Annotated in this window: 8 protein-coding genes; all 8 read right to left on the bottom strand. The window is 72.9% G+C overall.

Annotated features, from left to right (window positions below; translation table 11 throughout):
- Window positions 1-4: 4 nt before the first annotated feature.
- The 8 genes from ABZ862_RS14325 to ABZ862_RS14290 all read right to left on the bottom strand — a co-directional run bounded on the left by ABZ862_RS14325 (window position 5) and on the right by ABZ862_RS14290 (window position 13,984).
- Window positions 5-1,081 carry a class I SAM-dependent methyltransferase gene (locus ABZ862_RS14325; protein WP_360956961.1) on the bottom strand — a complete coding sequence of 359 codons (1,077 nt, stop codon included), beginning with the start codon at window positions 1,079-1,081 and terminating at the stop codon, window positions 5-7.
- 486 nt (window positions 1,082-1,567) lie between these two features.
- Entirely contained in the window at window positions 1,568-3,583 is a 2,016-nt protein-coding gene (locus ABZ862_RS14320) for an FAD-dependent oxidoreductase (protein WP_360956959.1), read from the bottom strand.
- Between the two features lie 302 nt (window positions 3,584-3,885).
- On the bottom strand, window positions 3,886-4,620 hold the full coding sequence (upp, locus tag ABZ862_RS14315; RefSeq protein ID WP_360956956.1) for a uracil phosphoribosyltransferase: 735 nt from the start codon (window positions 4,618-4,620) through the stop codon (window positions 3,886-3,888).
- A 45-nt stretch (window positions 4,621-4,665) separates the two neighbouring features.
- Window positions 4,666-6,555, bottom strand: a complete 1,890-nt coding sequence (locus ABZ862_RS14310) for an HAD-IA family hydrolase (protein ID WP_360956953.1) — start codon at window positions 6,553-6,555, stop codon at window positions 4,666-4,668.
- Window positions 6,552-7,499, bottom strand: coding sequence for a pseudouridine-5'-phosphate glycosidase (locus ABZ862_RS14305; protein WP_360956950.1), 948 nt, complete (start codon window positions 7,497-7,499; stop codon window positions 6,552-6,554). Before ABZ862_RS14305 ends, ABZ862_RS14310 begins: the two co-directional genes overlap by 4 nt.
- Window positions 7,500-7,536: 37 nt before the next feature.
- A complete protein-coding gene (locus ABZ862_RS14300) occupies window positions 7,537-11,706 on the bottom strand; it encodes an amino acid adenylation domain-containing protein (RefSeq protein ID WP_360956947.1) in 4,170 nt (1,389 codons plus the stop codon).
- Window positions 11,707-12,156: 450 nt separating this feature from the next.
- On the bottom strand, window positions 12,157-12,684 hold the full coding sequence (locus tag ABZ862_RS14295) for a hypothetical protein (protein WP_360956944.1): 528 nt from the start codon (window positions 12,682-12,684) through the stop codon (window positions 12,157-12,159).
- Window positions 12,685-13,009: 325 nt separating this feature from the next.
- Window positions 13,010-13,984: a LuxR C-terminal-related transcriptional regulator gene (locus ABZ862_RS14290; RefSeq protein WP_360956941.1), complete on the bottom strand. Its 975-nt coding sequence runs from the start codon at window positions 13,982-13,984 to the stop codon at window positions 13,010-13,012.
- Between the last annotated feature and the right edge of the window lie 516 nt (window positions 13,985-14,500).

Here is a 14,500-nt window from a genome sequence, read left to right as displayed (position 1 = left end):
CGCCTCAGTTCTCCGGCTTGGTCGCGGTCAGTACGGCCCAGGGGAAGTGCCATTCGCGGCGGTCCCCCCAGCCCTCGGGGCGCTTGCCCTCGCGGCGCTCGTCGAAGGGCGTCCACTCGGCGCCGGTCAGTCCGGCCCCGGCACAGACGGCGAGGAGGTCGGAGGCGAACAGGTCGCGGAAGAAGGGCTCGTTGTTGCGCTCGGCGTGCTCGTGGATGGTGGCGTCGCGGAAGGGGTCGCCGGTGGGGTGGAACTCCAGGAAGCTCATGGTGCCGCCGGGCTTGAGCAGCCGGGCCGCCTCGGCGACGGTCTCGCGCACGGCGTCGGCGGGCATCTCGTGCAGGACCATGGTGCCGGTGACGACGTCGCAGGAGGCGTCCTCGAGTCCGGTGTCCCGTCCGTCGCCCTGCCGGTAGGTGATGGCCGCTCCGTCGGCCTCCGCCTCGGCGTGGGCCAGGCGCAGTCCGGGGGCGGCGAAGTCGATGCCGATGACCTCGGCCCCCGGATAGCGGGCGGCCAGCGGGCGGGTGCTCTTGCCGAAGCCGCAGCCGACGTCCAGGACGCGGGTGGCGCCGGGCACCTGAGGCAGCGCGGTCTCGGTGAACAGGCGGTGGAACTTGTAGCCGTCGTTGTCGCGGAGCATCACGATGCGCGCGCCGAGCTCGTAGACGTACGCGCTCAGGTCGTCCGAGTAGAAGCTGCCGGGCTGGATGTGGATGTCGTAGTCGGTGTACCAGGTGGGGAGTTCGGTGCCGGAGGCGAGTTCGAGGTGTCCCCTGGTGTCCTCGGGGAGTTCGTCGAGCTGCCGGCGCAGTTCCCCGGCGCGGCCGACGACGGCCTCGCCGACGGTCTTCCACAGCATCTTCTGCTGGACGCGCTCCAGGTGGCTGTACCAGGGGTACAGGCTGAGCTGCTGGAGGCGGCCGGCGGCGCCGTCCACGGTGTCGGCGGCCGGGCCGGTGGCCTCGTACTCCTCGCTGAGGGCCGGGTAGAGGGTGTCGGACCAGCGCTTGCGCAGCGCCAGGATGAAATCGATGGAGGAGCGTTCGTCGAGGGTGAGCTGATCCTCGATGTCGATCATGCGTTTCTCCTGTTCGGGCGGGGTCGGCGGGCGTGCGGGGCCGGGCAGGGACGCGGTGGGGACGCGGTGGGGACGCAGTGGGGACGCAGTGGGGCACGGGCCGTCCGGGGACGTGAACAGCGAAGGGCAGGGCCGGGGAGCGTACCGGTGAGGCCGGGCGGCGCCCGTGCCGTGCCTCGCGGTGCGGCCCGCGAGGTGTGCGGGCGGGATCGGCGGGCGGGGTGTGCGACGGCAGGGGCGGTCCCGGGTGCGACGGGGTACGTCGTGGGACGCCTGCGGCGGTCGTGGCCCGCGGCGCGGTCTGCCGGCCGGAGGCCGGTGGGTCTGCCGGGCGGCGGGGTGCGGGCGGTCGGGGACAAAACGGGGAACCCGGCACGGCCTTCGTGCGCTGCCGGGCGGCCCGGAGGTGTTCCGGCGGGTCGGTGCCGAGCGGTGGTCCCTTACGGCTCCGGTGCCGCGCGGGAATTGATGAAACGTTCCTGCGGATCAGTGCGACTGGGTGAGGAGTCCGGCGCCCGTGACGGCGTCGGTCAGGAAGGTTCCGGCGAGCCGGCCTTCGTACACGGCCTCCAGCGCGGTGCGCGGGGCGTTGGCGTCGCCGGCGACATGGACGCGCGGGGCGTCGTCCCGGGCGTCCAGCGCCCGGTACAGTCCGTCGTCGGCCACCGGCAGTCCCACGTCCACCACGGCCGTGACGCCGGTGAGTTCTTCGGTGCGGCCCGAGAGCGTGTCACGCAGCAGGACGGTGTCCCCGCGTGCCGCCTCCACCTCCCGCATGAGGTGTGCCCCGATCCCCAGCTTCCCCAGCCGGCTGGTCAGCGCCAGCCGGGAGTACGTGGTGATCTTCGAGGCGAACGAGGCGGTGGGCGAGACCATGTGCACCCGGGCTCCGGCGCGGGCGAGGGCCTCGGCCACGGAGGCCGCCGCCCAGCCGCCCTGGTCGTCCCGGACGAGCACCCTGCCGCGCAGCGGGGAGACCGTCCCGCCGAGCGCGGCGACCGTCTCCAGGATGTCGAACACGGGCGGTCCGCCCGGCAGTTCACGCTTGCCGGACCGGGCGCCGGTGGCCACCACGACATCGTCGAAGCCGTCCAGGCGCCCGCCGGGAAGCAGGTCGTCCGCCGTCACACGCTCGTTCAGCCGTACGCCGACGGCACTGCCGGCGAGGTCGCGGGCGAGGTCGGTGATCATCAGGCCGAGCCGTTCCCGGCCGGGGACCGTGGCCGCGACGGAGATCCGGCCGCCGAGCGTTGGACCGGCCTCGGCGAGCACGACCTCGTGCCCGGCGCGGTGCGCGGACAGGGCGGCCTCCATCCCGGCCGGTCCCCCGCCGACGACCAGGACCCGCCGGGCGGGCGCGGGGCGGGCCGCGCGCAGCGCCGCCCACTCCCGCTCGGCACCGGCCTCCGGGTTGACGACGCAGGCGATCGGCAGGTTCGCCTCCAGCCGGCCGACACAGCCCTGGTTGCAGGCCACGCAGGACCGCACCTCGTGCGGACGCCCCTCCTCGGCGCGGCGGACCAGATGGGGGTCGGCGATGTGCGGGCGGGCCAGGCCGACCAGGTCGGCCTCCCCGGCCTCGACGAGTACGGCGGCCTCCGGCAGGCTGTCCAGCCGGCAGACGGCCAGCACCGGCAGGTCGGGGAACTCCTTCTTGAACAGCGCCGCGTGATGGCGGAACGGGGCGTGCCGGAAGCTCATGTCCGCCATCTGGGTGCCCAGCGAGTAGCTGCCGTGGTAGGCGGCGTGGCTCGCGTGCACGTACAGCAGCGGGAACTCCTGCCGCAGCAGGCCGACGATCTCGACCATGTCCGGCGGTGTGAGGCCCCCGGGCAGGAACTCGTCGGCGCTGATGCGGATGCCCACGGGCAGTCCCGGGGCCCGGTCGAGCACCTCGGCCAGCACCTCGCGGGTGAACCTGAGCCGTCCGCCGGGGCTGCCGCCGTAGGAGTCGGTGCGGGTGTTGGTGAACGGGGAGAGGAACTGCTCGATCAGATGGCCGTGGCCCAGGTGGATCTCGACGCCGTCGTGTCCGGCCAGCTGCATCCGCCGGGCGGCGGCGCCGAACGCCTGCACCACGAGGGCGATGTCGGCGCGCCCCATGGCGTGCGGGATGTGCGTCCCGGCGGCCCAGGGGGTGGTGCCCGGCGACCAGGCGGCGGTGCGGGTGGCGTCCCCGTTGGCCTGCCGGCCGGTGTGCAGCAGCTGGGCGAACAGCCGGGTGCCGTGGGCCTGTACGGCCTCGGCGAGGGCCGCGTAGTTCGCGATGGAGGAGTCGTCGAAGCTGCCGAGGCTGATGTGGCGGCCGGCGCTGGTCGGGTGGACCCGGATGCCCTCGGTGACGATGAGCCCGACTCCGCCGTGGGCCCGCTCCGCGTGGTAGGCGATGTGACGCGCGGTGGGACGGTTGTCGTGGCCGAAATTGGTCGTGTGGCCGGGGACGAACACCCGGTTGCGCAGCCGGACCTGGCCGAGATCGACCGGGGACAACAGGGTCTTCATGCCGGAGCTTGTCACCACCACTCCCCTCCATCCGGGCATTGCCGTCACCGTTGTTCGGGTGACAGGTACGCCGTTCGATTGAACGGAACATTAAGAAGCCCGGATGGCGGAGTCAATCAAAACTCCCAAGTAACTTAGACTGTTAACAATCGGCCATTTCGGACCGCTTCGATCCCCCTTCTTCCCACCGTCTCCCGCCGGCCGGTCACATCCGGTCACGGCAGCGAACCCGGCACGGCACGGCCGGGGGCCCGCCGCCGCTCATCCCCGCGGCGCCGGGCCCCACACGGTGTCCGCGTTCGCTAACGGTCCGTTCCGAAGTAGCGATCCCCGAAGTCGCCGATGCCCGGGATCATGTAGGCGTTCCCGTTCAGACGCTCCTCGACGGCCGAGGTGACGATCCGTACGCCGGGGAAGCGGTCGCTGACCGCCGCGACACCCTCCGGGACGGTGATGAAGGTGACGAAGACGATCTGCTCCTCGGGCACGCCGAGTTCGCGCAGCACCTCGATCGCGGCCACCGCCGTGCCACCGGTCGCCAGCATCGGGTCGAGCAGGAGGACATGGCGGTCGGCGATGTCGGCGGGCAGGGCCCGGTAGTACAGGTGCGGGAGCTTGGTGGCCTTGTCGCGCTGGATGAGGATCTTGCCGATCCTGAGGCCCGGGAGCACCGCGCGCAGTTCGGCCTCCATGCTCTCCCCCGCCCGGATGATCGGGACGCCGACCAGACCGCGGGCGAAGCGCAGCCCGTGGTAGGTGGCGCCGACCGGCGTGGTCACGTCGTGCGGCTCGAAGGGCAGCAGGTCGAGGGCGGCCTCCGTGAGCAGGCGGATGATCCGGCCGGCGTGGAAGACGAAGTCCTCGCGGCTCGCGTCCCGGTTCCGGACGACGGTGTGCAGGGCGCGTAACTGGTCGGTCTGGGGCAGGAGATGGAGGGTGCGGCCGAGATACTTCTCGATCGGGGGTGTCGCGGCCGGGGCCGTCCAGGCGGCTGCTGCCGCCGTGGTGGTGGTCGTGGGGTCGAGTGCGGTGGTCATGTCCGGTCTGTCCTTCCGTACGGTTTCGGTCCGGCGGTCCGGCGGTCAGTCGGCCGGGGGCTGTTCGAAGGTGACGGGGAGCGGCGGTGTGGCGGTGAACTGGCCCGCGGCGACGCGGAAGACCGACCGGCCGCCCGTGCGGTGCCACAGGTCGCGCATCACGTAGACGAGCTTGGGGTTGTGCTCTTCCTCCTCCTCCACGGCGCGGGCGATGTGCCACTCCCACTCGCGCTGCCAGCGCGGGTCGGTGACGTCGTCGGTGGCGGAGGCGAACAGGGCGTCGAGCGCGGCGAGTTTGCCGGGCGCCGCGAAGTGGGCGCGGGAGAACAGCACGCCGAGGACACCGGTCCAGTACGCCCGCACCACGGCCGGCCGCTGCTCCGGGGGCAGGGCGTCGGAGACGGTCCGCATCGCGTGCAGCGCGGTGACGAGGTGCAGCAGGAGGAAGTCGCCCGGTTCGGCCAGGTAGAGGAGGGTGACCAGGTGGGCGAGGTCGTCCCAGGTCCCGGCCGGGTCCTCGGCGGCGGTCCAGCCGGGGAGGTCGTACATCAGCGGGTGGCCCGTGGCGAGCATCCGGGCGATCCGTGACTGCAGGCCGGACCTGAGCAGTTCCGGGTGGACGCCGGCCGCGGCGGCCGAGTCGTCGCCGACCTGTTCCTCCACCCACGCGCCGAGCCCGGGCTGCTCCGCCTCCCAGAAGGCGGCGATGCGCAGCAGCGTCTCCATCGGCCGCTCCCCGGCACGGGCGGCGGACACGGCGGCGCGCTCGGGGTGGCAGTCGACGTGGGCGTAGGCGAGGTAGGCGAGTCCCTCCAGCGCCATCCGGCGGTTGCCCGCGTCCAGGGCCCAGCCCAGGTGGATGGCCGCGTGCTGCAGGGCCCCGACCCAGCCGGGCAGCAGGGCCGGCATGTAGTGGCCCAGCAGTGCGGCCATGCCGATCTCCCGCTCGCGCCGGTCGAAGAACTCGACGTAGGCGGCCCAGTCCTGGCGCCTGCCGAGGAGATCGAGCCAGGTGTCGTCGTCGATCGTCCGCTCTGCCGGCCTGGCCGGTTCGACGGCGCAGCCGTACGGCGTCATCCGGATGTAGTTGTCGTGGTACGCCTTGACGCGCTGCGGCTGCACCCCGAGGCCGGCGAGGGCGACGACGGCGTGCTTCACATGGTTGGTGAGGTGGCCGTTGAACTCGATGTGGTGGGTGCTGTCGTCGAGCAGGGCCTCGATCACGTCGTCGGCGGGCAGCACGCCGGTGATGTGGTCGACGACCTCGGTGAACGTCCGGGCCGTGAACGACGGCCTGGCCGAGGCGAGTTCGGTGCGGCCGTGCACGCCGTAGGTGACGGCGACCGAGCGCATGCCCGCGGCGTGCGCCATCCGCAGGTCGTGGGTGGTGTCGCCGACCATCACGGCGCCGCCGGGGCGGGCGCCCAGCAGGTCGAGGGCGGTCAGGCCCGGCTCGGGGTGCGGCTTGGGGTGGGTGACGTCGTCCGCGCCGATCAGCACGGCGAAGCGGTCGCGCAGTCCGGCCGCGGTGAGCAGGGCGTCGGCGCTGGCGTGGAACTTGCTGGTGACCACCGCCAGCGTCAGGCCGTGGTCCTGGAGGTCGGCCAGGCCCTCCTCGACGCCGGGGAAGACGAGGGAGCGGGCGCGGGGCAGGATGACGGTGCGGAACGCCTCCTGGTAGTGCGCCACGCCCTCGCCGACGCGGGGGTCGTCCTGCGGCACGCCGAGCAGCTTGGCGAACGCCTGCTCCAGCGGCAGGCCGATGGTGGCCCGCACCTCCGCCTCGGGGCGGGGGCTCTCGCCCAGCGCCCCGAAGGCGGCGGCGAAGGTCTCGACGATGGCGCGGGGGGTGTCCACCAGCGTGCCGTCGAGGTCGAACAGGGCCGCGTGGGTCATGGTGACCGTCTCTCTGATCGTCGTGGCGGGGGCGCTCACCGGTTCTCCTCGCGTCGCAGTCGGGCGTGGGCGGCGGCGACCCGGCCGCCCACCTCGGCGGTGTGGACGAGGACGGCCATGTTGGCGGCGGCGGAGCGGCCCTCGGTGGCGCGGTCCACGGCCCGCATGACGTACTTGGTCACGGCGCCGCCGCGCACCCCGTCGGCCTCGGCGCCGCGCAGCGCCTCGGCGATGGCCCCCTCGACGGCGTCCGAGTCGATGGCGTCCTCGGGGCGGGTGGGGCTGGTGACGAGGACGCTGCCGGGGGCGCCGAGCGCCCAGTGGGCGTCGACGGCGCGGGCGATCCGCGTCTCGTCGTCCAGGCGGTGCGGGGCGCGCAGGCCGCTGGAGCGGCAGTAGAAGGCGGGGAAGTCGTCGAAGCCGTAGGAGATGACGGGGACGCAGTGGGTCTCCAGGAACTCCATCGTCAGGCCCAGGTCGAGGATCTTCTTGGCGCCCGCGCAGACCACGGCCACCTTGGAGCGGGTGAACTGGACGAGGTCGGAGGAGATGTCCATGGTGGTCTCGGCGCCGCGGTGGACGCCGCCGATGCCGGCGGAGGAGAAGAAGGTGATGCCGGCGAGTTCGGCCGCGACCAGCGAGGAGGCGACCGTGGTGGCGCCGGTGCCGCCGGAGGCGAGGACGACCGGCAGGTCCCTGCTGCTCACCTTGGGGATGCCGGGTGTCGAGGCGAAGCGCTCGATGTCCGGGTCGGTCATCCCGACCAGGATCCGGCCGCCGTCGATGCCGATGGTGGCGGGCACCGCGCCGCCGGACCGTACGGCCTGCTCGACCTTGCGGGCGGTGGCGGCGTTGTCGGGGTAGGCGAGGCCGTGGGTGATGACGTTGGACTCCAGGGCCACCACGGGGTCGCCGGCGGCGAGGGCGTCGGCCACCTCGTCGGTGAGCACCAGGGGGACGGAACTGCGGTGACGCGTGGTCATGAGGATCTTGGTCCTTCCGGGAACCGGGCTGTGCGGCTCAGTAGTTGGGCGTCTTGCGGAGCAGGTCGGGGCGGCGGACGATCTCGGGCTCGTAGACCCGCTCGCGCCAGGCGTCCTGCTCGACCGGTTCGATGGCGATGGAGACGACGTCCTCCTTGCAGCCGAAGGCGTTGCGGACGGCTTCGGTGACGGCGGTGAGCAGTTCTTCCTCCTGCGCCGGGGTGAGGGCGACGGGGAAGTGCTTGATGTTGACGTGCGGCACTCCGACCTCCTGGGAGACGACGCAGGACAGGGCGGGCCGGTCCGCGTGCTGGGGCTGGGGCTGGGGCTGGACAGTGGTGCGGAGCCGGTCGGTGATCAGCCCGGCGAGCGAGGCGACGTGCGGGTCGCGCAGCAGTTCGTAGTGGCCGGCCGGCAGCCGGTGGACGGCCGGCGGGCGGGCGGAGAAGCCGCCCTGGTGCTCGATGAAGGAGTAGTTGTCGTCGTCGGCCTTGACGAGGGTGACGGGGGCCTTCAACCGCTCTCCGGCGAGCTCGGGGAACTCGTACGTCGAGGAGTACGTCCGCTCGACGATCCGGGTGACGGCGCGCACCAGACCGGCGCCGAGGCCGGGGACGCGGCCGGTGACGAAGTCCGTGAAGGTGTCCCGGTCGGTGACGGTGCGCAGGCAGTCGTCGAGCTGGGCGCCGCCGAGGGTGCCGGCGAAGACGGAGTGCAGCAGGGCGACGAAGGCGCGGTCGGTGAAGTCGGGCCGTCCGGTGGAACCGGCGGCGTCCTGCTCGCGCAGCCGGGGCATGCCGGGGGCGACGAGGAAGAGGTGTTCCACCTCGTGCCCGGCCCGCTCCAGCTGCCGTGCCGCCTCGAAGGCGACGCGGGCGCCGAAGGAGTACCCGCACAGGATGTACGGCCCTTCGGGCCGGACGGCGCGGATGGCCTCCACATCGGCCGCGGCCATCTCGCGGACGGTGCCGTAGGGTTCCTCGCCGGGGTTGATCCCGTGGGCCTGGATGCCGTGCACGGGCCGGTCCGTGCCGAGGGCGGTGGCCAGCGGACGCAGGTTCATGGGGTAGCCGCCGAGGCCGGGCCAGCACAGGACCGGCGTGCCGGTGCCCTCGGGCTGGAGGGGGACGAGGCGGGTGAGGGGCTCGGACGTCTCGGCGTCGAGCCGGGCGGCCAGCTTCTCGGCGGTGGGCGCGTCGAACAGCACCTGGAGCGGCATCGACCGGCCGAACGCCTTGTTCATCCGGTTGACGAGGGCCACGGCGAGCAGGGAGTTGCCGCCGCGTTCGAAGAAGTCGTCGGTGACGGAGATCTGTTCCTGCTTGAGGACGGTCTGCCAGATGTCCCGCACCCGCCGCTCGGTGCGCGTCCGGGGCGCGACGAACCGGGCCGCGGTCAGGGCGAGTTCGGTCTGCTGGGAGATCTCCAGGGCCTTGCCGTCGATCTTGCCGTTGGCGGTCAGGGGCAGCTTGTCGAGGACGACGATCCGGTTGGGCAGCATGTAGCGCGGCAGCAGTCCGGCCAGGTCCTCCTTGATCAGCTCGGCCGGGCCCTGCATGTGGACCACGTCCTCCTTCATGTCCTCCCCGCGCAGCTGGGCGTCGCTGACCCGTCCGCCGACGAAGAAGTACGAGGGGCCGGTGGGCTGTCCGCTGTCGGTGAGGATCCGCTCCAGCCGCTTGGCCGCGGGCAGGTCGTTGCCGCTCTTCGAGCTGTAGCCGGACGACATGAAGCCGAGGTTCAGGTCGTTCATCTGGAGGCGCTGGAGCCCGCGGCCGAGGTCGAGGTAGTGCCGCCACGCGTCGGCTCCGGTGGCGACCAGGCCGATGCCGAGGCCGGCCTTCTCGTAGACGCGCTGGTTGATGGCGATGACGTGCTTCTTGAGGATCACGTCGTCCGAGATACGGGTCAGGGTGCCGTCGGCGTAGCGGTACTGTCCGGCGTCGAGGCCGTCGACGCGGGCGCCGTGGGCCTGGACGTAGACGTCGTAGTCGGCGGTGCCGTCGCCGGCCCCGGGCCGGTGCGTGCCGTGCGGGACGAGGTCGAAGGAGCCCAGGTAGTGGTCCTCGGGGGCGACGCCGAGGCGGTCGAGGACCTCGGGGCGGTGGCCGGCGGCGGCGATGCCGAGGCCGTGGGCCGGGAGGATCTCCTCGAACAGGCCGACCATGTGCCCGGCCTCGATCTCCAGGACCTCGCGGATGTTGTTGCGGTAGACCGGTTCGATCGCCCCGTGCCTGCCGGCGAAGTGGATCGCCGCCCGGGGGCCGGTCCGCCGGGCGGGTCCGTCGATCAGCACCAGGTGGTGGTGGAGCGGGTGGTAGTAGTACAGGCCGGGGGCGATGCCGGCCACGCCGTCGAGTTCGAGGTAGAGCTGGGTGGCGTAGAGGGAGCCGGGTGAGGCGTAGGCGTACTTGGGCAGCAGCCGCTGGTCGCTGAAGTGGGGACCGAAGTCGCGCAGGATCACGCCGAGTTCGTCCGGGGTGAGGTCGGCGGGGGTGCGCGGGGCGATGGCGGGACGGGGGCGCGGGGCGAGCAGCCTCAGGATGTCGTCGCGGCTGACCCTGCCGCCCTCGTAGAAGCGGTACGTCTTACGGGCGAAGGCGCGGGCCCGCTGCTCGGGGGTGGCCTCGGCGCCGGGGAGGGCGGTGACCGGGCGGCCCGCGAGTCCGGCGTCGTCGCGGCAGCCGGAGTGGGACAGCTGGGCCCTGACCTGGAGACGGCTGCGCTTGGACTGGTGGTGGGCGCCGTGGTTGCCCTGGTCCATCAGGGCGGCTTCCTTCGGGTTCAGTTCGACGAAGGCGACCAGGTTCTGGAAGCCGGTCCTCTCGTCGTCCCTGAGCAGGACGGCCGCGCCGCGGACCCAGTCGTGGGTCTCGATCGTCTGGCGGATCTCGTCCAGTTCGACGCGGTAGCCACGCAGTTTGACCTGGTTGTCGGCCCGGCCGACGAACTGCACGGTGCCGTCGGGGTTGCGGTGGGCGAGGTCGCCGGTGCGGTAGAGACGGGCACCGGGGGTGGCGGAGAAGGGGTCCGCCGTGAACCTCTCGGCGGTCAGGTCCGGGCGGCCCAGGTAGCCGCGGGCCACCTGGACGCCGCCGATGTGGAGTTCGCCGACCTCGCCGACGGCGATCTCACGGCCGGCCGTGTCGAGGACGTGGAAGGAGGTGCCGTCGACCGGTGTGCCGATGGGCATCACGCGGGGGCCGTCCTCGACGGCGGCGCGGTCGACCACGTAGGAGGAGGCGTTGATGGTGCACTCGGTCGGACCGTAGAGGTTGACGAGCGAGCAGTCCGGCAGGGTGTCGAGGCACTGCTGGGCGAGGCTGCGGGAGAGTGCCTCGCCGCCGCTGAACAGCTGCCGCAGCGTGCCGCACTCGCCGAGGGTCTCGGTGTCGATCAGCGCCTGCAGGAGGGTGGGGACGCACTGGAGCGTGGTGACGCCGTGCCGCTGGACGGTGGCGATGACGGCCTCGGGGTCACGGTAGATCCCGGGCGCGCCCATCACGACGGTGCTGCCGCAGGCGGGGGCGAGGATCTCCCACTGGGCGGCGTCGAAACTCATCGGGGTCTTCTGGAGGATCGTCGTGCCGGCACCGATCCCGCACTCCCGGGCGAGCCACCGCATCTGGCTCACGATGCTGCGGTGCTCGATCATCACGCCCTTCGGCTTCCCGGTGCTGCCGGAGGTGTAGATGACGTAGGCCAGGTCCCCGGGGCTCGGGGGGACGGCGGGATCCGGCACCTCGCAGGAGGCGGATCCGCCCGGCTCTCCGGCTGCCTCGAGCACGTCGTCGAGAGTGACGGCCCGGATTCCGGCCGGGGACAGGTCCCGGAGACGGGAACGCAGCGCCTCCTGGGTGAGGACGACGTCCACTCCGGCGTCGGCCATCATGTACGCGATGCGTTCCTCGGGGTATTCCGGGGAGAGCGGGACGTACGATCCCCCGGACCAGAGGATGCCCCAGATGTTCGTCATCAGCTCGAGCGAGGGCTCCATGAACACACCGACGCGGCTGTCGCCCGTCACCCCGATGCCTCGTAAGTAGGACCCCAGGGTCCGGCTCTGGGCGTCGAGTTGACGGAACGTCAGGGTGCGGTCCGCGTGGACGACGGCGGTCCGGTGCGGGGTGGCGGCGGCCTGTGCGGCGAGCAGGTCGGTGAGGCGGTCGGCGTCGTTGTGGGCAGGGGGGATTCCGTGGGCGTTCATGGGCCTCTCTTTTTCGGCAGCACCGGACAGCGGCGTCCTTCGGGGGTGGCGCGCACTGTTTCGGGGCAGGGGGACGTCCCGCGTTCCTGAGGGGACGGGTCACGCCCTGCGTCAGCGTCCTTGCCGGGCGACGGTGCAGCGGCGACGCTGGGTAAATCCTCCGCCGGTCCGCGCCCGCCGCCAAGTCACCGGAATCCGGTCACGGTGCCGGGGCCCCGGGATCACGTGACAGGCACGGCGATGGCGTCCCGCCAGGTGGTGCGGGGGATCAAGACGGCGGAATCCGCAGGCCAGGGATGGTGACCCCGCTCCGTCAAGGGGCCGACCCGCCTCACCGGGACGCATCGGGCTCTCGCCTTCACGGAGATCGCCATGGGCGCGGAACCGGAAGGTGTAGCGCTTGATCCCCTGCACCACGAGGCGGGACACGGCCGGCACGGCGGCGCGGGGTCACCAGGACGGCGGTCGCAGCGTGAGGACGAGCAGTGTGCCCGGTGAGCGCACCTCGTGCAGCGCACAGCCGATCCCGCGCGGCACGTACAGCGCCTCACCGGCCAGCAGCCGGAGTTCCAGGGGGTGTTCCAGGACGGCACGGCAGGGGCCGGGCGGCGCCGGTTCGAGGCGTGCGCGGCAGCCGCCGCGGACCGGCAGGAGCACCCGGTCGGCGGCCGCGGGGCCGCCGGGACGGCGGGATCCGGCGGGCAGGTCCAGGTACGAGGCGTCCACCCGGCGGCCCAGCAGGTCACCCAGCCGGGTGGCCAGCCGGGTGGCCGGGGGCGTCCCGGGTCCGGTGTCCGCGGGCGGGCGGCCCGCGGGCCTGCGCGGTGCGCCGGGGAACCGGGACAGCACCGCGTCGGCACAGTCCGGCCACACCACGGCGGGGCTGCGGTCGAGGTGGACCGCGAGGCACAGTGCGAGGTCTCTCGCGAGGCGGCCGGGGCCGGTCGTGTCCTCGGCCCTCGCCGATCGGTGGTCCACGTCCCGCTCCCGCCCCTCGCACCCTTGATGTCCGGGAACTCTCCCGCACGGAGACGGACGACGGCAGTCCCGGGTTCCCGGGACCGGGCGGGCGGCCCTGCCGGCGGGTCGCGGGCCGGGGAACGGTGGGGCGGGCCGGGGAACGGCGGGGCGCGGGCCGGCGGGCGGCGGCCGAGGCGAAGCGGGTCAGGCACACCGGCGGGAGCGGGCCCGGCGCACCGGGCGGCGCGTCCCCGGGTGCGTGGTGCGCGGTGGTCCGGGGCCGGGGCGGGGTTCGGACGTGGTGCGAGGGGTGCCGGGGATCCGGCGCGCGGCGGCCCGGCCGCTACGGCGCGGAGTCGGAGCCGGAGTCGAGGAGACCCCGGCGTGCGGCGAGCGCGCCGGCCTGGAAGCGGCTCTCGGCGCCGAGGGTCTCCATGATGTCGGCGATGTGCTTGCGCGCGGTGCGCAGGGACATGCCGGTCCGGCGTGCGATGCTCTCGTCCTTCAGGCCGGCGGCCAGCAGCCGCAGGATGGTGCGGTGCAGATCCTTGGCGACGAGTTCGAGACCGTCGGCCGCCGCGTCGGAGAACGGGGTGGCCTGCGTCCACGTCTGCTCGAACACCTCGCACAGGTAGTGCACGACCGAGGGTTCCCGGATCACCACCGCGCCCGAGGTGCCGCCGCGTTCGGGGACGAAGGCCTCCTTGCGGTCGAAGACGATCAGCCGGCCGAACAGCTCGTGTGCGGTGCGGTACTCGGCGCCGAGCGCGGACACCGTGGCGACGTAGGCCTGGCTGGGGCCGTTGAAGCGTGCGGTGTGGTGGTAGAGGGTGCGGATCCGCACTCCCCGGGAGAGCATCGCCGTGTCGCGGACCAGTGCCTCTCTGAGGACTTCCGGCATCCGGTTGCCGCCGGGCTGGCTGGTGAGCATCTCCTCGGTGCACTCCAGGGCGGCCCGGTTCAGGGCGGCGCGCACCTCGTCGACCCCGGAGATCACCTCCAGGTCGACGGAGACCCGGCTGAGGCTCTCCAGGTAGTGTCCGCGCAGATCCGCGAACCGGTCGCGGATACGGTGCAGTTCGGCCTGCTGGGCGCGGATCCCGGTCTCCATGTTCCTGGTCACCACGGCGGCCACGAGGTCCGGGTCGACCGGGCGTAATCGCTCGGGGTCCGCCGCGTCGGGCTTGAGCAGACCGAGTCCGGTCAGACGGGCGACGGCGGCGGCCGCGTCCTCACGGTCCAGTCCGAGGTCCCGGGCAGCGTCGTCGGGGTCCGCCCTCCCGTTCAGCGCCACCCATCCGTACAGGGCGACTTCCATGTCACTGGGCCGCGCAGGCGGGTCGATTGCCTGACTATGTTCCGATGTGAACATTACGTCCCCTGCTCGTCTTGCTGCGGGGCAGCTTGGTGAGCCCCCTGGTAGCTGGCCATGACAACCATCGACACGGGAGTCTGGAGGTACCGGAGACCGAACCAGCCGAAGCGCGCCGGAACCACCGTTCCGCCCGAGAAGTCAGAACCAGGAGTGCCTCTACATGAAGTCCTTCCGTGCCGCCGCAGCGTCCGCCGTCACGCACACCGTTCGCGACGCGTTCATGAGAGCGGCCCGTCCCGGCCCCGCACTGCGGTCCGGACCGGTCCCGCAGGCCGTGCCCACCGGCACGGCCGCGGACGACGGGGACAGCGGATGGGGCTGCTCAGGTGGCTGAGGCCGGTCCGCGCACGGTTCGGCCGGTCCGGCGAGCGGCATCACGTCACGAGGTCCCGGGCGGGCGACGCGGCCGGCGGCGGGCATCGGCCCGGCCGGCGGGTCGTCCCCGGACCGGCAGACGGT

Source organism: Streptomyces sp. NPDC047000, assembly GCF_040644295.1.
Classification (GTDB): domain Bacteria; phylum Actinomycetota; class Actinomycetes; order Streptomycetales; family Streptomycetaceae; genus Streptomyces.
This window is presented reverse-complemented; position numbering and strand designations above follow the sequence as displayed.

Excerpts from the sequence above, each read along its gene's own strand:
- upp (WP_360956956.1), bottom strand. The coding sequence starts at position 4,620 with ATGACCACCGCACTCGACCCCACGACCACCACCACGGCGGCAGCAGCC.
- ABZ862_RS14300 (WP_360956947.1), bottom strand. The coding sequence starts at position 11,706 with ATGAACGCCCACGGAATCCCCCCTGCCCACAACGACGCCGACCGCCTC.
- ABZ862_RS14325 (WP_360956961.1), bottom strand. The coding sequence starts at position 1,081 with ATGATCGACATCGAGGATCAGCTCACCCTCGACGAACGCTCCTCCATC.
- ABZ862_RS14320 (WP_360956959.1), bottom strand. The coding sequence starts at position 3,583 with ATGAAGACCCTGTTGTCCCCGGTCGATCTCGGCCAGGTCCGGCTGCGC.
- ABZ862_RS14305 (WP_360956950.1), bottom strand. The coding sequence starts at position 7,499 with ATGACCACGCGTCACCGCAGTTCCGTCCCCCTGGTGCTCACCGACGAG.
- ABZ862_RS14290 (WP_360956941.1), bottom strand. The coding sequence starts at position 13,984 with ATGGAAGTCGCCCTGTACGGATGGGTGGCGCTGAACGGGAGGGCGGAC.